We start from the raw sequence: 24,097 nt of genomic DNA on the forward strand, positions 1-24,097 counted from the left end.
CTCCCATGAAAATAAAACTCTTCAATTTCGGAATAAAGACAACACGAAAGCAGACGCAGCTCATTTGTTTTTTAAAATTTGCAGCGTCAAAATTAGGAAAGAATTATTTGTTGGATTAGGAGGCATCCGGTTCAACGATTGTGACGTTATACCCTAAGTTTTCAAGTCTTCGAACTGAATATCGTACAATAGATTGTTCTTTTTGCTTGTCAAAGTAATCTTTACCTAAGTCTACGTACATTTCTTTGCGTGTTAAGAGATAGTAGGCGATTCTTAAAATTGCATGGGCCACGGATATTCCTGCTCGCTTTTTACCTTTTCGCGAAGCAGTTCGTCTATACATTGCACACAGGTAGGTTTTGGATCCTCTGGCAGAATGAGCAGCTTCTATTAAAGCTGATTTCAAGTATTTGTTTCCTTTCTTCATATTAGTTGATTTCCTTTTACCAGCACTCTCTGTCCAGGTACAGTATGCTGGTAATATCGGTGGTGAGCTAATAGATTTTACCGACATAGGACTTATAATTGAAAAGGAAGATGAAAACCTGAATTATGATGGATTCAAACAAGAAGGATGACACGGAGAAGCCAGCAGAATAACTAAACTCAGACTATGAGACTCCGGTGCAGCATAGCAGGCCTCTTCCTATGAAGTGAAAAAATTATTTTTTTCATCATGAAGTGATGGAAAGCGTTGATACATCAATGTTTATAGAGGGAGGATAAGTTTACATTTACTAGAAACATAAATGAGTCACTTTTTAGAAAAAGTCTGCTCTAACATACGCCCAATGTATACATATTAACCGTGTGAATAAGACCTGTAATGTTAATAAGTTTATTGTTCAAAAGCGTTACCCCCCATTAAACGTTTTGCAATGGTATATCCAATTAGGTATGCAGATGCAGACGTGTTACCGTCAACTGTAAAAGGAATGATTTGTGCATCAGCAACCATTAAATTATTAACGCCATGTACATTGCCATACCGATCTACTACTCCACCTTTTTCAATAGGGGCCATTCGAAGTGAGCTTTGTTGATGGTGATTATGATCAAAATTTTCTCTAATAAAGTTTTCAAGTTCATCATCATTATCAATGGTCTTTAATGTTGGATTTACAAGCTGATACTTTGGGTCAATTTTTGAAAGTTTTTCCGCAATGCCTTTAATATAAACTCTGTAAATAGCCTTTATTGCTTCTAGGTCATATTCATTTTCTAAGAAACCTTCATCCGCAAGGACAATTTTTAAGGGGTCGTTATTTTGTATTTTAATGGCTCCTCGACTTTTTGGTTGTAAAAATAAAATAGCAATATTTAAACTTTCTTCTGCAACAATCCCAATGAGTTGAACTCCTCGGCGGTGATTGATACTACTATTTAGTGGATTTGGTAAGAAGGCACCTCCTGTATAAAGGGCAAAGGGATCGTTTTGAAGCTGAGGAATATCTTTTGGATTCACACTAAATGTAGCAGTGTTTAAGGTATGATTAGTTAAATGTTTCCCTACATTTGGATTGTTAAAAATAACGGGGATACCGGCCTGATGTAGGTCATTTGAAGGTCCGATTCCAGATAACATTAATAGTTGCGCACTGTTTATACCTGCTGAAATAATTACTTTTTTACGGGCAAAAGCTTGGACCTTTTTACCTTCCTGTAGATATTCAATACCTATTGCTGTTTTCTCCCTAAATAAAATATGAAGTCCGGTTGATTTATAAACAACCCTTAACTTACGTCCATTCACCCCGTATCCACCAGGAGTCATAATGTCTGAAGATAAAAATGCGGTAGAAGAGCTTTCACGTTCTCCATTAATCTTTTGAAATAGTTGCCATTGAGTAAAAGGACCAATAGGGGTTTTTGGGTTATTATAGTCAAGAATTTGTTTATAACCTGTTGCTTGTTCGATCGCTGAAACTAATTTTTTTGTTATAATTGGTGGATTTTTAGGGGCTTGCCTGATATCTATACGACCATTGAAGCCATGAAATTCAGGATTACTTGTTTCTCCATGAAAATCTTCTAACTGTTTAAAGCTACGATTTGCTCGTTCGGGGGACCATAAGTTACCTAAAAGACGTTCCCATTCTTTTAAAACAGCTGGTGTAGGTCTGACATACTGTTCACCATTAATTGAAGACCCGCCCCCAGAAAGCCGCCCCGTAGTCCATTCAAATGTTCTGTCATCTACTTCAGGTTGAGGCACTCCTTCACCTTGCCAAAAATATTCTGCGAAAAATTGCTCTTCTAGTTCAGGAGCGAATCTAGAATCTCGAATTGGTTTATCTCTATCATTGTTTTCTCCTGCCTCTAGGACTAAGACTGAGGTTTTTTTATCGTCTGTTAGTGTTTTAGCTATAACTGCTCCAGCTGGTCCCGTCCCGACAACAATAAAATCAAATGTATTATTTGAATGTTTAGAATCCACTTCACTATCTCCTTTTCTATTTTTAGTTATCTTATGTGAAATGGTGCGGAAGAAATAGGTAAAGTAATCATACTATTAAAGTTAAAAAGGGTTTGGCAGAGGGTTTGGGAATAGATAGAAAAAATTTTAGAATAAAAGGCGCTTGACGGTATAATTCCCAGTCACATTACACACTTGAGAATATATTATTACTATAAAAATAAAAGGAGGTGAATAGATTGGATCATAACAATTATTACCAAACAGAAAAAGATTGTGGTTGCGCAAGTCCAGTAAATTGTCAACGACTTGCTAATATCATCGGTAGGGAAGTTATTACTGCAACACCTGTTTGTGTTGTACAGCGCCTTCGCGATATTAAAGCTACCATTCTTGGACGAACTACTCGATCCCCTCTCGCACTTCCATTTGCCCTTTCTTTTGAAAAGAACATTGAGCGTCTAAACAGCTCTTATTTTTTTCTCAACTCCCATGAAAGAACTTAATCATCTTTCATTTTCTGTGATGTAGCGCTGGTTTTTGCGCTAAATGGGTGGTTAACGGTCAAAGAAGGATTTTAAAGGGAGGTGTCCAAATGGTTGGTTTAGTTATTGATATTTCCAATTATCTCGGTTTTGGTTGGACTATATTTTATAACTTTAGGGCTATGGGAATTAAAAGAAGGCGTAAATAGAAAACAATACATAAAGTATAATGTTTACTGGCTTATTTTTGCTGGTAGTTTTACCCCCTATGATTTGGCTATTTTGAAGTAGCCTTTTTATGCCAATGGGTTAAGTATGTGAAAAAATATACTTAAAGTAACGGGTGCTTTACTTCTTTATGAACTAATGGAGGTTAATCGAATAAAAAGTAGCAAGATACTAATAATAAGGAGTAAACATAAATCAGAGGTGAATCTTGATGGTTAAGCAATACTTAATCTTATTAGGATTTTTATTTATTGTTCTTACTTCTACGCAAGTTGTTAAATCAGAAACTGTTCCAAAAGTAGAAGAAATGTATGTCACAACAGAAGACATTATTTCAGACATAATATTTCCAACTGTAGATAAAAGAGTAATAAAAGAGTATGGGAAGGATACACTTTTTGACTGGCAATGGAAAAGGATTTTAGATATTACTTACAATGATAATCATTCCTATGACGTTACTGTGAAAATTGAAATCCCTTCGAAAAATTTTGAGGATGCTAAAGAAGATGTAGTTAAAGTTAGGATATCCCCATCCTGTGATAGTGACAAAATTAATAAACAGCAATGTAATCACGGTTTCAAAATTGAAGTATTAGATTACAAACATTTACCTCAATAAGAATTATTACCTTTAATTCAACTAGTGAAGGTTTTACTTCAATAAGGGGTAGAGCCTTTTTCTACTTAAACTAACGGTGCTGGCTTGTTTAATATGGCTATTTTATCTTTTCGCAAAGAAACGGGGAAAGTCGATATAAGTATTTAATTATTCTGGAGGATATTTATACGTCTCTAGGTGAGTGTGATTTATCAATTTAACCTCAGATCCAGCAGATATTTCATAAGTCATTCGATCCTTCCCTAATGAAATATTATGACCGCCATCAGTTGGTTCAATTTCAAAAGTAATTTGCAAATCAAAGCCTCGGTAATGATTTCTTTTAGTTTCAATCAATTCAATTTTCCACGGAGTTACATGAGGTGAAACATCCTTAAAAATCTTCGGATAATAATAGTTAGTCAAATCTTTTTCAATATAAGGAGTAAGCATCAACATAAGCATATCCTGTAATCTAAGTTCCTCAGAATCTTGAGTTGGTTTAGCTGCCGAAACGATTATTTTTTGAAAAGAAGTAATAAGAAAAAGGGATACTATAAAAACGATTAACATCTTCTTTTTCATTATCTTCAATACACCTCTTTGCGACTTTATCTAATTAATTGTATTGTTTCCTTTATTGAATAAAGTATGTACTTATTGAAGTAATGGGTAGCTGTACTTCAATAAGAAGTAGAGCTAAATTAAAGGCGTGGTTTAGTTAAACAAGATGATAAAATAATGTTAGTCCAAGCAAACAATCGAGGTAAATTATGAAATTAACATTGGCAACAAACGAAGAAATCAATATCCTGCATTCAAAATATAAAAGATTTAACACTCACCTTCTTGAAAAGCCAAGTGAGTTATACAATCATATCGGTATTATGGATGTATTCAATCGTGTTCTTACTGAAGAAGAGGCATCTGAGTTATTGGGAAAAAATCATAATTTAAAGTATGGTGCAAATTTCTTGGATACTTTTACGCAACTTTTTCATCTAAAAGAGAGTGGAGTGTATGTACACATTTATAAAAAAGGATTGAGTAAAGAAGCGTTCAAATATAAATTAAGTTGCTTAAATCGATCGGAGGCGAATCTCTTTCGAAAACTATTTTCCCATAGTAAGGGTATTTATAAAATAGGAGATGTGGAAGCCCTTGTCTTTTTAACGAAACTCTCAGTAACTGAACTATATTTCGCAGATTTTATTATTACCATCTGCGACGTCTTATAAATTTACATAGGTTGTTGATGGAGCTACGTAGTCATGTGTGGAGCTTCAGGAAAGGTTGAGGAAACATAACAAAAGGACTTGTATATATGAAGGTATTCCTTACATGTTCTATTGGTATACCGTAAACCGATTTAATAATTTGAATTACAAATTCTTTATATCTGGGTCGTAGGAAACGTCAACTAAATAGGAAGAAAAAATAAGTGTTGAAATGAACTTCTAACGAAATACTTTATTTTCATGGATAGATGTCGTGAATTTTCACAGCTTGACCAAAAAAAATCTACCTAACGTAATAAATCCTAGCTCTATAACATAGCTTGTACATATATATACTGATGAGTAAAAAAATCCCATAATAGAGAAGGGAGGACTGTGTAAATGAAAAAATTATTAACTACAGTTCTATTCAGCAGCAGCGTTCTTTTCGTTCTTCATTCTATTTTAGTGCAAGAAAATAACACTGCAGTATCAAGTAACAAGATAACACCACAAGAATTAGAAGAATATCAGGAACGTATGGTAAAAGAAGGGATGGATAAATACAATGCAACTGCTGGTAAAGCTATACTATACGATAGTCGTGGAAACATAATCCATACATACAAAACAATATATAGAGGAGAAAAGTAAAAGGATATACAATATTTAATATTGAGAATTAAAAAGAGGTTGTCCAATGGCCTGTTATGGACCATAAGACACCTCTTTTATTATGTTCATTTTGTTTCAAGATTAGGTTTGTTGTTAGATTTAAAATATTTGAAGGGTGCTTCTGGTACAAAGATCTTAGTAAGTGCTATTTTAAATTGTTTAAAGTAGAATAGTAGTAAGGTATTTCACAATAAACTCAACTAATCTGATTAGTTGAGTTTTATGTTTTTATATAAAAATCTACTAAAATATTTTAAAGAAGATGTGATGATTAATGGGAAAAATCGCAATTTTGGCAGAGAAACCATCTCAAGCAAGAGCTTATGCAGACGCATTTAAAATTAAACAAAAAGAGAAAATATTTATTGAATTGGAACCTTGTTCTACTTTTCCTGAAGGTGCAGTAATTACGTGGGCAGTTGGTCATCTTGTTGAATTAAAGGAACCAAAAGAATATCAAAAAGAATGGGAGAAATGGTCGCTTGGATCATTACCGATCATTCCTCAAAAGTTTGAAGATAAAGTTGTCTCTAAAATGTATACACAATTTAATGCTGTAAAAAAAATCTTTAGAGATCCGCAAGTAACAATGATTTATAATTGCTGCGATAGTGAACGTGAGGGCTCAAATATCTTTTACTCACTTTTAAAAATGACGAAAGTAAATAAGCCTGTTAAACGATTATGGATCAATTCATTAGAGGTTGAGGAAATTCGAAAAGGTTTTAATAATATGCAAAGTAATGAGCGTGATTTGCTCATGTACCAAGAAGCAAAAACACGTCAAATTAGCGATTGGTTAGTAGGCATGAACTGTAGTCGCCTATATACGCTACTTTTACAAAAGAAAGGATTTAAAGGTAGTATCTCCATCGGACGTGTGCAATCGCCAACCGTATATTTAATTTATAAAAGACAACAGGAAATCGAACATTTCAAACCCGAAAATTTTTATGAAATTGAAGGGGTTTTTAAAGCACAAAATGGTGTGTATAAAGGGAAGGCAAAGTTAAAAACAAAAGAGCGTGCAGAGGCTGTGCAATTATTGCAACAACATGGGGTTGAACCGATGGATACAGGTTTAATTACAAGTGTAACGAACAAAACGAAGCGTATTGCACCACCAAAACTACATGCGTTATCAACATTACAAGCCGCCGCTAATAGACGTTGGAAATACAGTCCGTCGCATGTGTTGAAACTTACGCAATCACTTTATGAGAAAAAGCTAGTTTCTTACCCACGTACCGATTCACAGCTCATTACACATAATGAATTTGCCTATTTAAATGAATCATTGGCAAAATATCAGCAGCTCGTCGGAAAGTCATTTAATGCGATCAATCGAGGGAATAACAAACGCTACGTCGACAGTGCCAACGTTGGGGAGCACTATGCTATTATTCCAACGAAAAAAGTGCCGACAGAAAAAGCGTTACAATCAATGAATGCTGATGAACGCAATATTTATTTCGAAATAGTCAATACGACACTCGCTATGTTTCATCAAGATTATGAATACGATGAAAAAACGATTATAACGAATGTCAAAAATTTAGAGTTTAAAACGGTAGGGAAAACAGAACTTGAAAAAGGTTGGAAAGAATTGTTTTCAAGTGAAAAAGAGTTGCAGGAGCGTGAAGAGTCGTTACCTGTCGTTTTCCAAGATGAAATGGTACAAAGTAAGGTTTCTATTCTAGAGGGCACGACAACGCCTCCTAAACCTTATACAGAAGGGCAACTCATTACGATGATGAAAACATGTGGTAAATCAGTTGAGGATGAAGAAGAAATCGAGGTGCTGAAATCGATTGAAGGTATTGGTACAGAAGCAACTCGGAGTGGCATTATAGAGACGATTAAAAAGCATGGATTTATCGAAGTAAAGAAAAATATCGTAAGTATCACTCCAAAGGGAGAGCTTTTATGTAGAGCGATTGAAGGGACATTACTTTCTAGTCCCTCTATGACAGCTAAATGGGAAATTTATTTAAATAAAATTGGTCGTGGGGAAGGCTCTGCTAAACATTTCATTGAAAGTATAGGCAAGTTTGTTAATCAATTAATAGCGGAGGTGCCTAAACAGTTAGAGTCACTCACAATTGATGCTGAGCAGTTTAAACCAGCTGTTGTGAAAGATATTGTGATGTGTCCGACATGTAAAGTAGGAAAAATAGGTTTGCGTAAAAGCTTTTACGGTTGCTCGAATTATAAAAATGGTTGTAAGCAAACGTTCCCAGGAAGGTTATTAGGAAAAAAACTAACTGAAAAGAACATTAATGATTTATGTAAAAATGGTAAAACAGCTGTGGTTAAAGGATTTAAATCAAAGAATGGTAAACAATTTAATGCGTCACTCCGTTTAATAGAAGGAAAAATTGAATTTGAGTTTAATGAAAAGTAAAAGCGGAAGAGATTTATAATCTATTCCGCAAAAAAAATTATAAATTGAATTTATCTTGCAATTTTTTGAAATTCGCCTTCCTTTTTCATCATCATCACTATTTACTTCTGGATTGATTTCAGGGAAAAACGAATCCAAATTCTCTAGACTTAGATTTTTCTCTAAATTAGAATTCATACCGATTAGATTTTTATGTGGTCATGGCGTGATCGAAGGACAAAAAGTATTCAGCTGCAGCAACTGGAAAAAGGGCTGAAAATTTGTTATCTGGAAAAACGATAATTTTTAGCCACTATGAAGTAGAAGCCAACCAAAACTATGGTTAAGAAATTGCTAGCAGACGGAACGGTGTTGGTAAAAGGCTTAACGAGTAAAAAAGGCTCTAAATTCGATGACCATTTAAAATATGAAAAAAATCTAGATAACGAATATTTTAAATGGAAGATGGAGTTTGCTGAAAAGAGGGAATAAAAATTAAATATGGTTTTTACATTAATTCTCTACTACCCTAAACTTCCGAAATGAAATAGGATAGCGTGTTCACTATAGAACATGCTATCCTATTTTTATACGAAATAGATATAATGTTCAGATATTCAAAAAATTTACTATTAGATATAATATCATTAATTGTTTTTATTCGTCATGGGACAAATCCCGCAGGCGTAGTATAGTAGGTAGACTAAGTTACTATAAATCTTTAAAAGGAGATATGTGATGACTACTATTAGAGAAATTGGAAGCTTATGTGTTACTGATAGAGATGGCTACATTATTAACCATTCAGATTGGAATAAAATCAACCCAATTTTTCTTCCTGTGATATACGATGTAATTAATACGTATTCCACTCATCTTCAAGATGACTTACATAGTGTATACATAAGAGGTTCCATTCCAAAAGGGATAGGTATTGAAGGAGTAGCTGATTTAGACACAATAGCGGTTACGAAGCAAAACCCTAATAAACTGCAGGTAAAGCGGTTAAAAGAAGTTGAACAAGAATTAAATCAAAAACATACTTGTGTAGATGGTATTGAACTAAGTTTTTACTGCGTAGAGGATATTTTAAATACGTCATCTTTTTCAATAATTAGTTTCATACTTAAAACCCATGGAATATGTGTGTTTGGAGAAGACTTGATACCTCAATTACCAAGATTTAGAGCTGACGAAGCTCTAGCAAATGACCACCTTATTCATTTACAAGGTCAAATTAAAAATGCCAATGAAGATCTTCAAGATAATTTTGATATAGAAGATATTAAAGATTGTTGCAAGTGGATTATGAAAATTATAGTAAGGGCTGGACTTGCACTTGTCATAACCAAAGAAAACATATATACAAGGGATTTATACCCTGCTTATAAATTGTTTTCGAAATATTTCCCTGAAAAGGAAAACGACATGAGAAAAGCACTTGAATATGCAATTATACCCATAATAGATACAAACTTATTGTTATCGTTTTTAAATGAATTTGGAACGTGGATGGTTAGTGAAGCTGATAAATGGCTACAGTTCTATAACCCTAATAGAGAATTAAATATGAAACTATCATCTAATTAATAACTTGCGAAATCGAATTCTGTATATGTAGCTAAAAATGGAATTAGCTTTGTTATTTTAGCCTACATTATCCACATTATAACAGACGGAATTGATTCCACAAACAGAAAAAGGTAATCATATTTTAGTCATATCTCATATGGGATTACCTTTTATTTTTAAGCATTTTTAGATTTTAGGTCAATCGTATAATACAAATAAAGTTTGATCAAAATACTTCTTTAAACTCAAATTTTACGATAAAAAAACTATTCGAGATTGATCATTTTCTTCGTATGTTGCTCAACAATTAGGAACAATAAAATATTTTTATTTATGGATTTGTTTTTAAATTTTTTCCAATATATTGGACAATCTTGCGAAGTTCTGTAGATGATGGGCGTCCAAATGGACTAGTTTGTTTTTGTTGATATAACAGTTGTCCATTTTCATCAACTAGGAAATAAGCCGGCTCTCCATGCTTACCATGATCCTCATAGGGTGCATCTTCTCCATGATAAAAAACATCATATGCTTTTAATGTTTTTAACTCTTCATCAGCCAAAACAGTAAAAGTAAGATTGTGCTCATCAACCATTTTCTTTAAATTTTCCAATCGATCTGTCGAGAGGGTAATTAGATGTACATTCTTGCCTTCAAAATAACTTTTATTTTCTTCAAGCTCTTTTAATTCATGAAGACAAACAGGGCACCACGATCCTCTGAAAAAGATAATGAGATGCCAACTTCTATGCTGATTTTGATGAGATTCTAAAGAGAATTTTTCTCCATTAACTGCTGGAAGAGTGAAATCGGGTACTTTATCACCCAAATTAAATATAGACATGCGTATCCTCCTTAAAATTGAAAATTCTATTCCTCCTTTATAGTATTTCCTGTTTTGAATTTGCTATGTAAAATAAAAAAATACAAATACCTTCTATATTCATGATAGTAGCTAAAATTTCGAGTCATCTTTGTCGGTATATCTTCTTCAATAATTCGTCCTTTATTTTGATTGTACGAGCTATCTAATTGATTTCTCGCGCTTTTTAGCTAAATAGACTAAAATGGGATTTTGATCTAATATGCTGAGTATGTAAGAATAATATACTTTTCCTTTTCCTAAAATTAAGTGTGAAAAATCCATTTTTATTATTATTAATATCTATGATGGAATCGCCACTTGCACTAGAGAAAAGGTAGGGAGGCATGAATATATGAAAAACCTTGAAGATTTAATAAATGCAATTATTAATGAGTCAGTACTAAGGGGAAGAACGTATACCTATTTAATATTAGGGACTAAGAATTTATTTACGAGCGGATATTTTACTATTGTTAATAATGAAGCATCATATGATAGTGACATTACGATTGGACTTTTTAATAAGTATGTCAGCGAGATTAAGAGTTTTATGCAGGGACAGGGAATTCTTTGTATCAAAGTAGATGCGGGTACATTAGCTGAGCATTGCTTGGTGAAAGATATGAACCCGGAACTCCTTGATATGGATGTTTTTGAGTTACTTAATTATCAAAGGTACGGTTTGGAACCCATGGAGGGGGAAAGAAAAGAAGTTTTGCAGAGATCGTTACGGGCGGAAAAAATTAAAAATACATTAGTCTTTGCGTGTTATATGAATGATTTGGACCGAATTAGAGAGTTAGTTATCCGTGCAAAAAAATCTGATTTGGATAAGATCTTGGAATCTCGGGGCACTCCATTACAGTTTTGCAGTATGCACAATAATGTTGAGGCATTTCGATTATTAGCCGAAAGAGGCGCAAACGTAGGTAAACGAGCTCTCGCACAAACACCTCTTGAAATTGCTTTTAAATATTCAAGCGATATTGTTAATTATATACATTCGGAATATCCAGATATTTATGAGAAGGAGGTAAAAAAGAAAGGTTTTGGGATCGCTCTTCATTGTCAAGATGTAGTTCTACTAGAAGACATTTTAAAATTAGGCTGCGACATGGACAAGGAAAGGAAGCCATTCCCTCCACTGCACAATTTTGCGGATACTAATAACGTTATCGGAATTAAATTCCTTTTGGATCGTGGAGCTAATATTGAATGTAGGAATCAGTATAAACAAACAGCGCTGCACAGGGCAATTAAGGCTAGAAATACTGCTGCTGTTGAAATGCTATTAAAATACGGAGCGGACATTTATGCTAAAGATCATGAAGGAAAAACAATTTTAGATTTAGCGGAAACTTGTGAAAATAAAGATTTTTTACATTTTATAGGAAAATAATAGCGGGGATGTACGAAGACGATTTCATAATAAAGGCAAAGATACAGCTTCAATTAGAAGATACTTAATTGAGTATGGCTTTCTAAATCGTAGCGATGATTGTACAACCTATTGGGTGAAAGAGGTTTAAAACATAGATAATTTTTATTACCCAAATATTCCTAGAAATCACTTTAGTTGTTACTAATTTTTATATTAACTATACTTACGTTGTAATTACATAGAAAGGGTGATGGGATGAGTAAGAACTTTATTATATTTGGAGCAAGCCAAGGATTAGGTGATGCATTCGTAAAGGGTTTACCAATTGAAGGGGATACAGTATGGGTGGTGTCACGTACTCGACCAAGTAGTTTAGATATAAATGATGGCGTAAATCGTAAATGGCTGACTATTGATTTATCTAGTCAACAACATATTCCTGCTTTAAAAGAAGCTTTAAAAGGCGTTGCTATTGATGTATTAATTTACAATGTTGGAGTATGGGAAAAGCGTGGTTTTGAAGATGACTATACGTTTGATAACGATGAAGTTGGGGATATTGCAAACTTAATTAATATTAATTTAACTTCCACAATTACATATATTCAGGCGCTTTTATCTAATTTAAGACAGGCGGAGAATGGGAAAATAATTTTAATAGGATCGACAGCAGGTTTAGATCATACGAATAATGCGCAAGTTTCGTTTGTGACATCTAAATTTGGCTTACGAGGCATTACAAATGCTTTACGCGAGCATGTGAGAAAAGATAAGATCTCTGTAACGTGTATTAATCCAGGAGAACTTGCTGCTGAAGTACCTTTTGAAGAAGGGGCTGAAAAAGCAATTAAGTTGTATGAAGGTACACGTATTCCTGTACAAGATATTGTAGCCATTGTCCAATGTGTGATTAATCTATCACCAGTTTCATGTGTCAAGGAAATAAATATTCCTGCTATTACAGATATGAATGTATAATTCAGTATAAAAAAACGTCTCATATGTTGAATGATTTTGTTCAACGTGTGGGCCGTTTAAAATGATGCTTATTTTACAATTATTTCCTTTGAACTTTACATATCATTAGTATTTATAATCCCATTTTAGATTCATTCAACGTGCAAACTCAACTCAATTGATTGAAAATGAGTTCGAGAAAAGCATACGGAATTATTGAAGATCTGTTTGGTTTTCAAATCCCATTAATGTTTGATGATCGACTAAGCATTTAAAGCTTCAGGCATTAGATATCTATAAATATGTTTTTTAAGTGGGTCTTTTCTTTTTCGATGGATGTTTTCTTGAAAATAGGATTTCTTGATGTCTAATGATTGGGGTGATTGAAGAGGGAAATAACTTAGAGAAATCAAAAATAGAAAGTGAACCAGAAGTTCACTTTCTATTCGGATTTATTTTGTTTTTGGGTGTTTCATATCATATGCTTTCCAATCAGATGTTGAATTTTCTTTTATCAAATACAGGTCGCTGTAAAATCCATTGTGCGAAGATACCATACTTTCATAAGGTTTCCTATATTGAGAGATAAGTAGATACTCTTTACCATCCTTTTTGCTATAAGTTACAGTAGGTTTTTTAACGTATTGATTTTCTTCCCAGGAATCTATAAAGATTGTGTTTGGATTTGCTGTTATATTATCAGTGCCTTTAAATATATATTTGTTGTTATCTTCCAGAAACATCATATCTTCTTTAATGTACTTATCAATATATTCAGGTGTGAATCCAGGAGATAAGATTTTAATTATTTCTGCCTTTGTGAAATAGTAGGTTTCTCCAAGTCTTATCTTATCTTGCATTTCTATTAGACCATCAACGATTTTCTTGGCTTCAGAAAGTTTGTAAATGTTTTTTTCTAGTTTCCTAATGTGAGCATTGCGGTTTATAGAAGAAGGTTTTATTAGCACTTTGTTATCGCTAAACATCTTATTTAAGTACGTAACTAAGCGTAGGTTACTCTCTGAAGTTGTTTCTTCTTTAACAAGATTTTCGGGGTCAAGATTTGCTATAGTTTCTGCTTTTGTTTCTTGTGGTTTTACACCGCTAAAAATGACTGATAAAATTGTGCTAATCATAAAAAGATACAAAAAATTTCTTTTCAAAAAAATCCTCCTTTATCCGTTTCTGACAATTATATCATAAATTTTCCGATAAAATTAATTTTATGCAGGTGATTATTCCTATTTTTTAGAGAAAGGTAATTCTTTTGTACGTCTAAGTGTATTGGATACCTATAAATATCTTCTTTGGTGGCTTGGGTGATGTTAAAGAAAGAGAATTAGACAGCATCGAAAGTTTAATTGTTTATCTGAATGAGAATCAATCCATCAGCTTAGACAACATGAGAGAGATGTTGACAAATCTTGCTACTTTTTTTAATCTAGGTGGTGTTTGGCAGTGATCTTGCTAAAGAAGGGCGTTTGGTGATTGATTATACAAATAGAAATTTTGAGCTTGTGTTTAACAAATGATGCTTCCCGGAGTCCAGCAATTATTATGACACCTCTTTATGGATTTTACTTACCATTCTTATCCCATTTATGAGGCTATCAAAATAAAGCATGAGAAAAATGTATCCTCATGCTTTATTAAAACTCTTTATCCCAATGTTCATTTTCATACATAATAGTTACATGTGCGTGTTCGACTATTAATTCATGCTGAAGATAATCAATAAAAGATTCAAACATTTCTTCGTTTACCTCTTCTTTTTTGTTATTTAATTTTATAGTAAGCGAAGAGGGGGGATCGATTGAAGGCGTAAATGCCATACCTTGTGGTTCTCCGAATGTTTCAGTTATATAACTATAAACTTTCGGTTTTACTTGTTCTATGAATGTTGATAACTCTTGAAATGCTAGATCATCTTCCATTTGGTTCGTATGTCTATTTTCATAAACCATGAACGTATATTGTGTTTTTGTATTTAAAATCACTGCAGCATAATCAAATTTATCGTGTTGCGACTCTGTATCGTACTCGACACCGGAGATTTCGTATTCCATGGTTGGATATTTCTCTTGTAAGTATTGTTCGGCTTGTGAAAGTACCTTTGCTTCTTCTTTTTCATCTGGTATTAACGATGCCCTAAAATTAAAAATTAATAAGACAGTTCCGAATATTAGTAATATCGCTATTCCTCCAATTGAAAAAATGAATATGGTCCAACCTTTTAACCACTTATTCATCTTTTTCTCCCCCTCTCTTTCAAAGTATATCGATTTAGCAATTGAATTTCCAGGTATTTGCAGTATCAATGTCAACAGTGTAATAAAACAGACTCTTTGAGCATGGCGAGACGATAATCCGGAGGTCTTTGCTCCCTACTGCACTGTCGGAGAGACCCGGTAGGATGGGGACATCTAAATTTCTACATGAATAAACTTTATAAGAGGGCGGCTTACATATGCCCGCGTTTCTTTATTCAGGAAAATGCTTCGTTACAAAATCCTCATTAATACGAACAGTCATCATTTTTTATATCCTGCATTTTTAATTTATTAATAAGTAATGGTATTATATGGTTATAAAGACAATGAATTATGTTTCGTTTATATCCTAATCTTTGTAATGTTTTCTGTTCGCAGTTAAAGTTCACAGCGTCCACTATTACATGGCACTGCTTTTCAAGTGTTACTTTAAATATCATAAAGATTATAGCAATGTTAAAGGAGAGTAACATGTATACCATAGGACAAGTAGCTAAATTTTTAGGAGTCTCTAGAGATACCTTGAAATTTTATGAAGAAAAGAAATTAGTAAAGCCTAAGCAAAATATGGAGAATGGGTATAGAAAATATAATCATTTCGATATTTACGATATAACAACAGTAAATTTCTATCGAGAAGTTGATATTGAAATTAAAAAAATTCAAGAATTAAGAAAAAGTAAGAGTATAGAGGGAATAAAATCATTGCTAGAAGAGAAAGAACAAGAGGTTTTAGAGGAGATAGAATATAAAAAGCTGCTTTTAAAAAAGCTCCAGACAGTAAAAGAGGATTGTGAAAAAGTTAAACAATTCTTAGGCGAATACATAGTAAAAGAAATGAAGCCTTTAGAAATAAAAGGAGAAATAGAACATTTTACTGCGTTTGATGAATATGAAACGCTAAAAAAGAATGTAGAAAACTTAAAAAAAGCAGTAACACTAACATCTTTAAGAAGAGTCATAAGTTTCAATAAAGAAGGTATTATAGACGATCAGTTTTTCGTCGTAAGAAAAGTAGACGACTTAGATAAAGAAATAGGAGGAGAAATTCGATCTCATCCAAAATGTATTTATACCGTTATTGAAGATGGAAGATGGGCAACTGGTGGAAAAAGTATTGACCATAACGTGGAAGCTAGTTTAAGAAAAGAAGCAAAAGACAAAGGGTATGAGCTTTTGGGGCTAGTATATATTAATCAACTACTTACCACTTACGAAGATGGACTTGAACGTGTATTTTTAGAAATTTATGCACCTATCAAGTGAAACGGAAATTGGATTTTAGTGCTCGTTACTACGGGATAAAGTAATACAGGCAGTATTGACCTGTGAGTAACTCCTAGGTTTAAGCTGAAGATATTGGTAAATATGCGCGTATATTTACGAAATACTTAGTTTGAAGCGGGGAATATGCATGAAAAGTAAAAAGATATTAAAAAAACCAATAGCAAGTTTTATTCTACTTACCAATCTCATTTTTTTGCCACTTTTTTGTCTAATAGGGATCATCAGCATGTTAGGATTTCCTGCATGGGTTATGGATGTAATGTTTTGCATATCAGCTTGGTCCTCAACCTTTGCTTTTGCAATACTATTTAAAAAAATTTATCCTGGGCAAAGTTTTATCCAATTTGTAAAAGATAAGTTCAACAATAAACTAAAATTTTCAGTGATTCTTACTGCAATTATGATTCAAGCATCCATATTTTTGATGATTTTATTTCTCGTATCGAAAAATAGTGAAGTAGACGCTATTTTTACTATTTCTTCATGGGGAATGTTGGTTTATTTCTTTTTTAAAAACCTTCTTTCTGGACCATTAGGAGAAGAATTAGGGTGGAGAGGTTTCGCTCAAATGGAGCTCCAAAAAAAGCATTCGCCATTAATAGCTTCGATCATCATAGGATTTTGGTGGGGGATGTGGCATCTACCTATATGGTTTACTACAGGGCTTGTAGGCAGTGATTTAATCAAATATATTCTATTCTTTATGATTGCAATCATGTCTACTAAGATCGTCATGACAGCATTTTATAACTTAAATCAAAATTTAATCGTCCCAATCATCATCCACCAATTCTTTAATTTTTATATTGGCTTAATTAATGGAAACTTACTCGATTTAATCATGTATAACGCAATTCTTTATTTAGTAGTGGCAGTTTTACTCATCGTGATAAACCCAAAGAGCGTATTGTATGGAAAGGAAGAAATCACCGTTATTCATGGAGATATCAATTGTTATTAAATGTGCAGTAGATGGGGGTAGTGGAATACCTACATTAGATGAATTATCATATAAAGAATTTAAGTGTAAAGGATAGAAAGTAGGAATCTAAATGGAATTGAATAAAAAGGCTTTAAAAATTTTATTGGAGTACGATTTACTTAATCCTGATAGAACTGCAAAGGAAGATTTTGAATTTGCTAAGGATGCAGGTTATATGTTTGACAGTATTACACAAACACATGATGAAACAATAGAGATTGCTTTGCAAGAGTTAAATAAGTGTAAAAAGAAGAATATGACAGATTTATTTCTATCAAGTTTAAGTTCCGGTCGTTTAGATTGGAGAATTGGATTGTCTGCATATAACATTTTAAGGATGTTTCCAAAACATTTCATCGAATCTAATGGAGTAAATTGTATTATTTGTTCAAGTAAACCGTATGAGTTAGTGGATTTTTCGTTTATTAATAGTATTCGATTTAATATAGGCGGAATTATCAGCGGAAGAATATATCATTTGGCTTTTATACTTCAACAGCACAATAAACTTCCGCATGTAAAGCCGACAAAAAAAGATTTTGATATTTTTCAATCTATAGTTGAAATTGTTAGAAATGCTGAAAGTAATGATACGCCATCTAAAGTTCAAAAAAAGATTGGAAAAATTGAAGGATTTAAAACAAATGCAGAACAAAGAAAAGCATTACTGGAGACGCTTGGTTTCTGTAGTATTTTAGAGCAGAAGAGCATAAAGGTTTTTTACATCAATTCATAAACCTTGGTTTAGCCCCAAGATCTAGACATAGCTCAGATTGGTTATATCCCGTTGATTGGTGGAAGGGGAGAGACGGTATAAATCAAGATGCACTAAAATTTTGGTTTGGTGAATATGAGGAATTACGAAGTTTGTTAAAATGAAGCTTTTGGAAATCCAGCCAATAGGTATGTAGCGAAAGATGCTAAGGTTCTCATACAAGGTGAAATACCTATAAGTGCCTATGCTATTCATAAAAAGGGAAGGTGTCGTTAAATTATGAAAATAGATTACGGTAGTGAAATCGACAAAATTAGAGATTCTTTAAAGAACTACTACAAAAACTACTACAATGAGCAATTCAAAACTGAAGAGGAAGATTACATTGAAAACAAAAAGACTAAAGAACAAATGAAAAAATTAATAATTCAAGTATATAATGATAGTACTCTGTCTGAAGCAGACAGAGGGTATATAATAAAAGTAGCGGTAGAACTTCTGGCAAAAAATACAGGTTGTGCAGAAGACGCAGAGATTGCTGAAGATATTCTTGATTGTCTTTTTGATGATATGAAAATACTAAGTCAGGAAAATGTTGATAATTTTTATGAGCAATATTCCTGCAGAAGATGGTATTAAGGACTGGACCATTCTCAAAAAAGTAGACGTCCGTTTAGAAAAGTAAAAACGATGCCCATGTACAAATAGAAAATAGACTCGCCATGACTTTTCATATCATAACGAGCCAATTTTCTATTATTTTGTTTTAGCTATGAGTATTAAATTTCGAAAATTAGGTCTTTTGTTGAATAAGGAGATTGCGTTTATTGTAAGAGCGAAAATGTTAACATTATTAACATTTACGAACTAGCAGATGATTTTAATAAGTAATGGATTATTATCAAGAAACAGAACCATATCATCATTTTTATCCTGAAGTTCATGACAGGAACTAGAGACCCGAGAATGAATTCACTTGTTGCACAAATTCAAGGCACATGGAATTGATTCAGATGGAAAATATAATGGGATTTGGTTACTGACACGAGAATAATGATAAAGTAATAGTTGGGGCAGATACTTCTCATCAACATGATGATCTACATAGAAAAGAGTGCAAATACTAGCTATTCGATAGATTAGATAATAAAGAAAAGTTTGAGAATGAACTGAAGAGAAATAAAGAAGGAGCTAAATAAAGGACGGACTTGGGAAACAAAATAACTAAAGAATTAGGGGAGTGTATAAGATGATAGAAAAAGAGTACGAGATGATTGTAAAAATATATGAGGAATACAGTTCTTCATATAATATGTTGCATCAACAAGTTGAAGACGTTGAAAATGAAACGATTATTTGGAGCAATTCTTATCTAGAAATACACCCATATCAATATGAATTAGATCAATTACCAAAACCAAAAATTTATAAAAAGGAACCGAAATCTAAGGAAGGAATTATTGTGAATAAGTTGAAAAACAATGAACTGTATTTTTCTTATAACGCTGAAAATAAGGGGTGGGGGAGTTCTTTCATAATAAATGAAACTGAAAAGAAAATCTGTCTTAGATTTAGTAGTAATAGGGCTGGTGAAATGGTTTTAAGCCAAGTACATTGTATAATATATGAAGGATCAGTGATAGAAAAAATATTGTTCTACAAAAGGGACGATGATAGGAACAAAGAAACGTTTATGGTTGACAGATATTCTTATAATGACAATTTGACTGCTCATACTATTATTAGAGATGGTTTCTTTGAAGAAAAAATAAGAATTTTATCCACAAGGACATTTAGATTTGAGTATGAAAATGGAGATGTACGTATTTACTCGAAACAATTGAAAAAAAATCTAAAAGTTGTTGAAGATCTATTGTATACCTCTAGAAAATCAAAAAAATAAACAGTGAAATCAGAGACAGGTAATGCGAAACGAAAATAGGGAATTAAGATTAGAGTGTAAGGAATTGTAATTAGCGGATGCGGTAGGATCTGATTCCAAAACTCCATGTAGTGAAGAATAAACTTTCTTTTCTACATGTTTTTTGTTAGAAATGGAACTGGTTTTAATTCATGTATTTCGTGAACACCACACCATCATTCGGAGAGTAAGTATAGATAACCCGAATCGATTGGACTAGCGGGTGGAAATCCTACGCTTGCTTTATGCTTATGTTGAAGATTCGAATAGTTGGTTGATTCGTTATTTTGAGAAAGTGATAAAAATGGATATTTTTGGTCTTTGAATTGCGATAGAATAAGAGAAGTGTTGGAATACGCAGGAGACAATGGATATATAACCTATGGGGAACAAAAAGATTTTCTAGAAAACAAATTGTAGATGAGGTAGAAGTTATGAGAAGAGAGTTGAAAATATTACCTAAAATCGGGATAAACGAAATAAAGCTATCTATGACATCTTCAGACTTAAACAGTATCATAGGTGAATTGGATAAGAAAAATGTCAATGGAAAAGAATTTTTTCAATATCAAGATGATTATGTTTTTCATTTTGTTGATGATGTTTTAGTAAGTATTTCTGTGAACAATCCAAAGATTATTTTCTTGAATAAACAAAAAATTGATTTAATGAATGAATCAAAGCAATTCTTATTCAAAGAAGATCCGTATTTTGTTGATGGATGTTATATATTTCCTCAGTACAACATGTCGATTTACGGTTTAGATTTTCCTGATGACGGAATTCAATTAACAATTTATTCAGATAATCAAAAAAATATATACGAGAAAGATATAAAATCAGGTTTTCCATTCAGAAGTATTGAAAATCAGCTAATAAACTTAAAATATAAAATTACTCCGTATCAATCTGTAGGATTATTGACATTCGGCATGCAACCGAGTGAAATTGAAAAAATATGGGGAATTCCTTTGAAAATAAGCAAGAATAATAAAAGAGGGATAACTACAGAAAACAGGACGAATAGTCAAGCGATGTATAATGAAAAAGGACAGTTAATTCAACTAGCTTTAAATTGTAAAGAGGAAGTTTTTATTGATCATAAATTGGTATCAGAGCTCGGATCTAAATTGAATAGTTTAAAAAATGAAGAGTATTTTATAAACAGAAACTATAAAATATATTTCAAGTTTGGAATTGCATTAGATAATTTAGGAAACCTATCTTCTAATGATTTCATTTATATTTTTTCAGAAGAGATGATTCCTTACTGGAAAGATGTATATCGCCCTTTAATCTAACGAATCATTAGAAGTGCATGAATACTTCGCTCCTAGTTGTTTATTGCAAAATAAAAAATGTATATGAAGGTTTAGTTGGAGCAAAAGCGAGAGAAGCGGTGGAGAATATCAGGAATGCTTTGTAGGGGGTAAATAAAAAGGGGTTAAGGAAAAATGAAAGAAGAACTGATGAAAAGAATAGAATGTTTTCTCCAAAAACATCCTGAATTAAAAGGAGTACCTGCTACGCTTAATGAGATTGCGAAAGCGGAGGAAGAACTTCAAATAAAGCTAGATGATGATTATAAAGAATTTATTAAGCGATTTGGAGGCTCTTATGCAGGAATAGCAATTCATGCATTTTCTAATGGGTCATCAATGGGTAATGAAACTATTATTAATTTGACGAATTGGTGCAGAGAATCATTTGAAAGAGATGAGTTTTCTCCTGAAATTAACAAAAGCTTAATTTTTTCTGATGATGGTTCAGGTAATCCGTAAGCCCGTAATCAAATAACGCATATAAATAGCCAGGCACCTCCGGTACGATTGATATGTATCAAAATTAGAGGAGGTGCTTCTTTATGTCAACTACCAAACTAACAATTGTCCCTGTGACACTAGATCCGATCACTGACAACTCTTCATCAACAACTTCACCACAAAACTCTCCTGAGCCGAGCTGCATCATTAAAACAACTAGTGCTGAAATTTCCTTCTTTAATGGCGTAGATGAGCACATCATCCAAACGATCCTGAAGGAGTTGAATAATCAATGAAGCAAGATTTTACGAGCGTGCAGAACATCTACATTATTTGCGGTAAGACCGATATGCGTAAAGGTATCGACGGTCTCGCAGCACTCATTCAGGATTCTTTTAAACTCGATCCATATAGTGATTCCATCTTCTTATTTTCTGGAACGAGTAAAGACCGTTATAAATGTTTGTATTTTGATGGAGATGGCTTCGCCATACTTTATAAACGATTAGATAATGGCAAACTGCAATGGCCAAAAGATGAAAAGGAAGTACGTAACCTTTCACAAAAGGAACTTCGCTGGCTTTTAGAAGGTTTATCGCTTCAGCAACCAAAAGCGATTATGAAATCTGCAAAAGGTGTCTTTTAAATCTTTTCACCAAAGTGGTATAATCATCCATGACTTATACTGAACGAAATGTGGTGAATACAGTGGGTAACGTATCTTCTGACCAAAATGAACGATTCATTCAATTACTTGAGCAACAATTGGCTCATTCAAATCAGCAAAATAATGAACTGACAAAGAAGTTGGATCAATCATTGAAACAAATCGAAGTGCTAACAGAACAAGTTCGCCAATTAACCAAGGCTTTATACGGTTCAAAATCGGAAAAATCAAAGTATCAAGCACCAGACGGACAAGCTTCTTTATTCGATGACGATGCGTCTTTTAACGAATCTGAGCACACAGAAGAACAAAGCACAGCGACGATTACTTACACTGTTAACCGTAAACTACATAAGAAAAAACGGAATGATTCTTTTCATGAAGGGATTGAAATAGAAGAAATTCATCATCACCCCACCAATACACAATGCGACTGTTGCCTTGGCCAAATGACCGAAGCCGGTACAACTATTGCGCGTGAAGAAGCAAAATTCATTCCGGCAAAAATGATGCGCATCCAGCATATTGAACATGCCTACGAGTGCAAGCACTGTAAAATGGATGCCACACAAAAAGCACAAATGAAACGTGGGAAAGCCCCACAAGCTGCCATTCAGCGAAGCATTGCGGGGCCTACCGTTCTAGCAAAACTCATCTATAATAAGTTCGTCCAATACTTACCTCTTTACCGTCAGGTAAAGGAGTGGGAACGATATGGCCTGCTTACGAATGATAAGAACTTATCAAACTGGGTGATCCGTGTAGCTGAAGATTGGCTTCTACCGGTTTATGAACAGATGAAGCAGATATTAACAGCAAAATCTGTTCTACATGTGGATGAAACCTATGCGCAAATAATCAATCGTTCAGACGGAAAATCCGGTCAATCGAACGCCTATAATTGGGTGTCCCAAAGTGTGCCAAGTCAAGGGCCGATCATCGTTCTTTTCCAAAGCGCTTTATCGAGAAGCCGTTCTGTATTAGCAGACTTTATAGCTGGTTTTCAAGGAACTGTGATTTGTGATGGTTATTCTGCATACGGGAATCTACCTGATGTCACGTTCGCCAACTGTTGGGCGCATGTGCGACGCTATTGGCTGAAAGCTGATAGCAAAAACGGGCAAATTGGCGTGGATTACTGTGATCAACTGTTTCACCTAGAACGTCAATTCAAGCATCTTTCACCAGGTAAACGCCGAAAATCACGGCAAAAACATTCAAAGCCGATTGTAGAGAAGTTTCTAAAATGGGTAGACGAATCGCCTTTCTTTGGGAAAAATGCGCTCGCAAAAGCTGCAGAATACACATTAAATCGTGTACACGGATTAAAGGCTTTTCTATTCGATGGTCGAATTGAAATCGATAATAATCCGGCTGAAAATGCGATTCGTCCAAATGTGATTGGTCGTAAGAACTGGCTTTTCTCTGTTAGTGAAGCAGGCGCTAAAGCGAATGCCATCTGTTTAAGTTTGGCTGAAACGGCAAAAGCAAACGGCATCGATTTCTATCAATACCTAGTGACGTTAATGACAGAATTGCCAAATTTACCGATTCATCAGCAGCCAGAGATTTTAAATAATTACATGCCTTGGTCGAAAAAAATCCAAGCCACATGTGCAAAATAGCCATCTATCCGAAAAAATTCAGGGTAGATGGCCATTAGTCGTGCGTACCGAGAAGGTGCGCTTATTTTTTTTATATTTCGGGCTTAC

The 24,097-nt window shown here is 33.5% G+C and carries 24 protein-coding genes and 2 pseudogenes; 20 read left to right on the plus strand and 6 right to left on the minus strand.

Annotated elements, in window-relative coordinates; translation table 11 throughout:
• Nucleotides 1-115: 115 nt before the first annotated feature.
• Both BFJ97_RS19480 and BFJ97_RS19485 read right to left on the minus strand, forming a co-directional pair.
• Entirely contained in the window at nt 116-427 is a 312-nt protein-coding gene (locus BFJ97_RS19480) for a hypothetical protein (RefSeq protein ID WP_068986306.1), read from the minus strand.
• Nucleotides 428-838: 411 nt separating this feature from the next.
• Entirely contained in the window at nt 839-2,437 is a 1,599-nt protein-coding gene (locus BFJ97_RS19485) for a GMC family oxidoreductase (RefSeq protein ID WP_068986307.1), read from the minus strand.
• 218 nt (nt 2,438-2,655) lie between these two features.
• Between BFJ97_RS19485 and BFJ97_RS19490 the strand changes: the two genes are divergently transcribed.
• Both BFJ97_RS19490 and BFJ97_RS19495 read left to right on the plus strand, forming a co-directional pair.
• On the plus strand, nt 2,656-2,922 hold the full coding sequence (locus tag BFJ97_RS19490) for a hypothetical protein (RefSeq protein WP_068986308.1): 267 nt from the start codon (nt 2,656-2,658) through the stop codon (nt 2,920-2,922).
• A gap of 418 nt (nt 2,923-3,340) precedes the next feature.
• The gene (locus BFJ97_RS19495) at nt 3,341-3,751 is read left to right on the plus strand and encodes a hypothetical protein (RefSeq protein ID WP_068986309.1); all 411 of its coding nucleotides are present in this window, start codon (nt 3,341-3,343) and stop codon (nt 3,749-3,751) included.
• A gap of 147 nt (nt 3,752-3,898) precedes the next feature.
• On the opposite strand, the gene BFJ97_RS19500 is transcribed toward BFJ97_RS19495, so the two are convergent.
• Entirely contained in the window at nt 3,899-4,315 is a 417-nt protein-coding gene (locus tag BFJ97_RS19500) for a DUF3888 domain-containing protein (RefSeq protein ID WP_068986310.1), read from the minus strand.
• A gap of 188 nt (nt 4,316-4,503) precedes the next feature.
• On the opposite strand from BFJ97_RS19500, the gene BFJ97_RS19505 reads away from it, so the two are divergent.
• The 5 genes and pseudogenes from BFJ97_RS19505 to BFJ97_RS19520 all read left to right on the plus strand — a co-directional run bounded on the left by BFJ97_RS19505 (nt 4,504) and on the right by BFJ97_RS19520 (nt 9,595).
• On the plus strand, nt 4,504-4,968 hold the full coding sequence (locus tag BFJ97_RS19505; RefSeq protein WP_068986311.1) for a hypothetical protein: 465 nt from the start codon (nt 4,504-4,506) through the stop codon (nt 4,966-4,968).
• A 381-nt stretch (nt 4,969-5,349) separates the two neighbouring features.
• Nucleotides 5,350-5,601 carry a hypothetical protein gene (locus BFJ97_RS19510; RefSeq protein ID WP_068986312.1) on the plus strand — a complete coding sequence of 84 codons (252 nt, stop codon included), beginning with the start codon at nt 5,350-5,352 and terminating at the stop codon, nt 5,599-5,601.
• Between the two features lie 295 nt (nt 5,602-5,896).
• A complete protein-coding gene (gene topB, locus BFJ97_RS19515) occupies nt 5,897-8,026 on the plus strand; it encodes a type IA DNA topoisomerase (protein ID WP_068986313.1) in 2,130 nt (709 codons plus the stop codon).
• Between the two features lie 190 nt (nt 8,027-8,216).
• Nucleotides 8,217-8,497 (plus strand): annotated as a pseudogene (locus tag BFJ97_RS24360) (type IA DNA topoisomerase); the annotation flags it as partial.
• A gap of 246 nt (nt 8,498-8,743) precedes the next feature.
• A complete protein-coding gene (locus BFJ97_RS19520) occupies nt 8,744-9,595 on the plus strand; it encodes a nucleotidyltransferase (RefSeq protein ID WP_068986314.1) in 852 nt (283 codons plus the stop codon).
• A gap of 313 nt (nt 9,596-9,908) precedes the next feature.
• Here the strand turns inward: BFJ97_RS19520 and BFJ97_RS19525 are convergent, their stop codons facing one another.
• Nucleotides 9,909-10,421 carry a peroxiredoxin family protein gene (locus BFJ97_RS19525; RefSeq protein WP_068986315.1) on the minus strand — a complete coding sequence of 171 codons (513 nt, stop codon included), beginning with the start codon at nt 10,419-10,421 and terminating at the stop codon, nt 9,909-9,911.
• Between the two features lie 373 nt (nt 10,422-10,794).
• Here BFJ97_RS19525 and BFJ97_RS19530 point away from each other — a divergent pair, with 373 nt between their 5' ends.
• The 3 genes and pseudogenes from BFJ97_RS19530 (at nt 10,795) to BFJ97_RS19535 (ending at nt 12,801) form a co-directional block, all read left to right on the plus strand.
• Complete coding sequence (locus BFJ97_RS19530) at nt 10,795-11,841, plus strand: ankyrin repeat domain-containing protein (protein WP_068986316.1); 1,047 nt, start codon at nt 10,795-10,797, stop codon at nt 11,839-11,841.
• Between the two features lie 31 nt (nt 11,842-11,872).
• Nucleotides 11,873-11,971, plus strand: a pseudogene (locus tag BFJ97_RS25735) (DUF2087 domain-containing protein); the annotation flags it as partial.
• Between the two features lie 107 nt (nt 11,972-12,078).
• Nucleotides 12,079-12,801 carry an SDR family NAD(P)-dependent oxidoreductase gene (locus BFJ97_RS19535; RefSeq protein ID WP_068986317.1) on the plus strand — a complete coding sequence of 241 codons (723 nt, stop codon included), beginning with the start codon at nt 12,079-12,081 and terminating at the stop codon, nt 12,799-12,801.
• 431 nt (nt 12,802-13,232) lie between these two features.
• Here BFJ97_RS19535 and BFJ97_RS19540 read toward each other — a convergent pair whose 3' ends face one another.
• Together BFJ97_RS19540 and BFJ97_RS19545 are read right to left on the minus strand one after the other, a co-directional pair.
• On the minus strand, nt 13,233-13,943 hold the full coding sequence (locus tag BFJ97_RS19540) for a hypothetical protein (protein WP_068986318.1): 711 nt from the start codon (nt 13,941-13,943) through the stop codon (nt 13,233-13,235).
• A gap of 486 nt (nt 13,944-14,429) precedes the next feature.
• The gene (locus BFJ97_RS19545) at nt 14,430-15,029 is read right to left on the minus strand and encodes a hypothetical protein (protein ID WP_068986319.1); all 600 of its coding nucleotides are present in this window, start codon (nt 15,027-15,029) and stop codon (nt 14,430-14,432) included.
• Nucleotides 15,030-15,521: 492 nt separating this feature from the next.
• Here BFJ97_RS19545 and BFJ97_RS19550 point away from each other — a divergent pair, with 492 nt between their 5' ends.
• The 10 genes from BFJ97_RS19550 (at nt 15,522) to tnpC (ending at nt 24,010) form a co-directional block, all read left to right on the plus strand.
• Entirely contained in the window at nt 15,522-16,316 is a 795-nt protein-coding gene (locus tag BFJ97_RS19550; protein ID WP_068986320.1) for a MerR family transcriptional regulator, read from the plus strand.
• Between the two features lie 148 nt (nt 16,317-16,464).
• The gene (locus tag BFJ97_RS19555) at nt 16,465-17,298 is read left to right on the plus strand and encodes a CPBP family intramembrane glutamic endopeptidase (RefSeq protein ID WP_068986321.1); all 834 of its coding nucleotides are present in this window, start codon (nt 16,465-16,467) and stop codon (nt 17,296-17,298) included.
• A gap of 91 nt (nt 17,299-17,389) precedes the next feature.
• Entirely contained in the window at nt 17,390-18,055 is a 666-nt protein-coding gene (locus BFJ97_RS19560; RefSeq protein ID WP_068986322.1) for a hypothetical protein, read from the plus strand.
• Nucleotides 18,056-18,313: 258 nt separating this feature from the next.
• Nucleotides 18,314-18,673 carry a hypothetical protein gene (locus BFJ97_RS19565; protein ID WP_068986323.1) on the plus strand — a complete coding sequence of 120 codons (360 nt, stop codon included), beginning with the start codon at nt 18,314-18,316 and terminating at the stop codon, nt 18,671-18,673.
• A 610-nt stretch (nt 18,674-19,283) separates the two neighbouring features.
• Nucleotides 19,284-19,937, plus strand: a complete 654-nt coding sequence (locus tag BFJ97_RS19570) for a hypothetical protein (protein ID WP_068986324.1) — start codon at nt 19,284-19,286, stop codon at nt 19,935-19,937.
• Between the two features lie 452 nt (nt 19,938-20,389).
• A complete protein-coding gene (locus BFJ97_RS19575) occupies nt 20,390-21,256 on the plus strand; it encodes a hypothetical protein (RefSeq protein ID WP_068986325.1) in 867 nt (288 codons plus the stop codon).
• 153 nt (nt 21,257-21,409) lie between these two features.
• On the plus strand, nt 21,410-21,736 hold the full coding sequence (locus BFJ97_RS19580) for an SMI1/KNR4 family protein (RefSeq protein ID WP_068986326.1): 327 nt from the start codon (nt 21,410-21,412) through the stop codon (nt 21,734-21,736).
• 83 nt (nt 21,737-21,819) lie between these two features.
• The gene (locus BFJ97_RS19585) at nt 21,820-22,014 is read left to right on the plus strand and encodes a hypothetical protein (protein WP_068984461.1); all 195 of its coding nucleotides are present in this window, start codon (nt 21,820-21,822) and stop codon (nt 22,012-22,014) included.
• On the plus strand, nt 22,011-22,364 hold the full coding sequence (tnpB, locus tag BFJ97_RS19590; protein WP_068984462.1) for an IS66 family insertion sequence element accessory protein TnpB: 354 nt from the start codon (nt 22,011-22,013) through the stop codon (nt 22,362-22,364). The genes BFJ97_RS19585 and tnpB overlap by 4 nt, the downstream gene beginning before the upstream one ends.
• Nucleotides 22,365-22,393: 29 nt before the next feature.
• On the plus strand, nt 22,394-24,010 hold the full coding sequence (tnpC, locus tag BFJ97_RS19595) for an IS66 family transposase (protein ID WP_068984463.1): 1,617 nt from the start codon (nt 22,394-22,396) through the stop codon (nt 24,008-24,010).
• The last annotated feature ends 87 nt before the right edge of the window (nt 24,011-24,097 follow it).

Origin of the sequence: Lysinibacillus xylanilyticus (assembly GCF_001708185.1) — a bacterium.
GTDB lineage: Bacteria > Bacillota > Bacilli > Bacillales_A > Planococcaceae > Lysinibacillus > Lysinibacillus xylanilyticus_A.

What these genes read in the sequence shown, in the direction of transcription:
- BFJ97_RS19510 (WP_068986312.1), top strand. Translation starts at nt 5,350, where the DNA reads ATGAAAAAATTATTAACTACAGTTCTATTCAGCAGCAGCGTTCTTTTC.
- BFJ97_RS19550 (WP_068986320.1), top strand. Translation starts at nt 15,522, where the DNA reads ATGTATACCATAGGACAAGTAGCTAAATTTTTAGGAGTCTCTAGAGAT.
- BFJ97_RS19505 (WP_068986311.1), top strand. Translation starts at nt 4,504, where the DNA reads ATGAAATTAACATTGGCAACAAACGAAGAAATCAATATCCTGCATTCA.
- tnpB (WP_068984462.1), top strand. Translation starts at nt 22,011, where the DNA reads ATGAAGCAAGATTTTACGAGCGTGCAGAACATCTACATTATTTGCGGT.
- BFJ97_RS19560 (WP_068986322.1), top strand. Translation starts at nt 17,390, where the DNA reads ATGGAATTGAATAAAAAGGCTTTAAAAATTTTATTGGAGTACGATTTA.
- BFJ97_RS19480 (WP_068986306.1), bottom strand. Translation starts at nt 427, where the DNA reads ATGAAGAAAGGAAACAAATACTTGAAATCAGCTTTAATAGAAGCTGCT.
- BFJ97_RS19565 (WP_068986323.1), top strand. Translation starts at nt 18,314, where the DNA reads ATGAAAATAGATTACGGTAGTGAAATCGACAAAATTAGAGATTCTTTA.
- BFJ97_RS19535 (WP_068986317.1), top strand. Translation starts at nt 12,079, where the DNA reads ATGAGTAAGAACTTTATTATATTTGGAGCAAGCCAAGGATTAGGTGAT.
- BFJ97_RS19495 (WP_068986309.1), top strand. Translation starts at nt 3,341, where the DNA reads ATGGTTAAGCAATACTTAATCTTATTAGGATTTTTATTTATTGTTCTT.
- BFJ97_RS19545 (WP_068986319.1), bottom strand. Translation starts at nt 15,029, where the DNA reads ATGAATAAGTGGTTAAAAGGTTGGACCATATTCATTTTTTCAATTGGA.
- BFJ97_RS19525 (WP_068986315.1), bottom strand. Translation starts at nt 10,421, where the DNA reads ATGTCTATATTTAATTTGGGTGATAAAGTACCCGATTTCACTCTTCCA.
- BFJ97_RS19585 (WP_068984461.1), top strand. Translation starts at nt 21,820, where the DNA reads ATGTCAACTACCAAACTAACAATTGTCCCTGTGACACTAGATCCGATC.
- BFJ97_RS19530 (WP_068986316.1), top strand. Translation starts at nt 10,795, where the DNA reads ATGAAAAACCTTGAAGATTTAATAAATGCAATTATTAATGAGTCAGTA.
- BFJ97_RS19500 (WP_068986310.1), bottom strand. Translation starts at nt 4,315, where the DNA reads ATGAAAAAGAAGATGTTAATCGTTTTTATAGTATCCCTTTTTCTTATT.
- BFJ97_RS19570 (WP_068986324.1), top strand. Translation starts at nt 19,284, where the DNA reads ATGATAGAAAAAGAGTACGAGATGATTGTAAAAATATATGAGGAATAC.
- BFJ97_RS19520 (WP_068986314.1), top strand. Translation starts at nt 8,744, where the DNA reads ATGACTACTATTAGAGAAATTGGAAGCTTATGTGTTACTGATAGAGAT.
- topB (WP_068986313.1), top strand. Translation starts at nt 5,897, where the DNA reads ATGGGAAAAATCGCAATTTTGGCAGAGAAACCATCTCAAGCAAGAGCT.
- tnpC (WP_068984463.1), top strand. Translation starts at nt 22,394, where the DNA reads ATGACTTATACTGAACGAAATGTGGTGAATACAGTGGGTAACGTATCT.
- BFJ97_RS19575 (WP_068986325.1), top strand. Translation starts at nt 20,390, where the DNA reads ATGAGAAGAGAGTTGAAAATATTACCTAAAATCGGGATAAACGAAATA.
- BFJ97_RS19555 (WP_068986321.1), top strand. Translation starts at nt 16,465, where the DNA reads ATGAAAAGTAAAAAGATATTAAAAAAACCAATAGCAAGTTTTATTCTA.
- BFJ97_RS19580 (WP_068986326.1), top strand. Translation starts at nt 21,410, where the DNA reads ATGAAAGAAGAACTGATGAAAAGAATAGAATGTTTTCTCCAAAAACAT.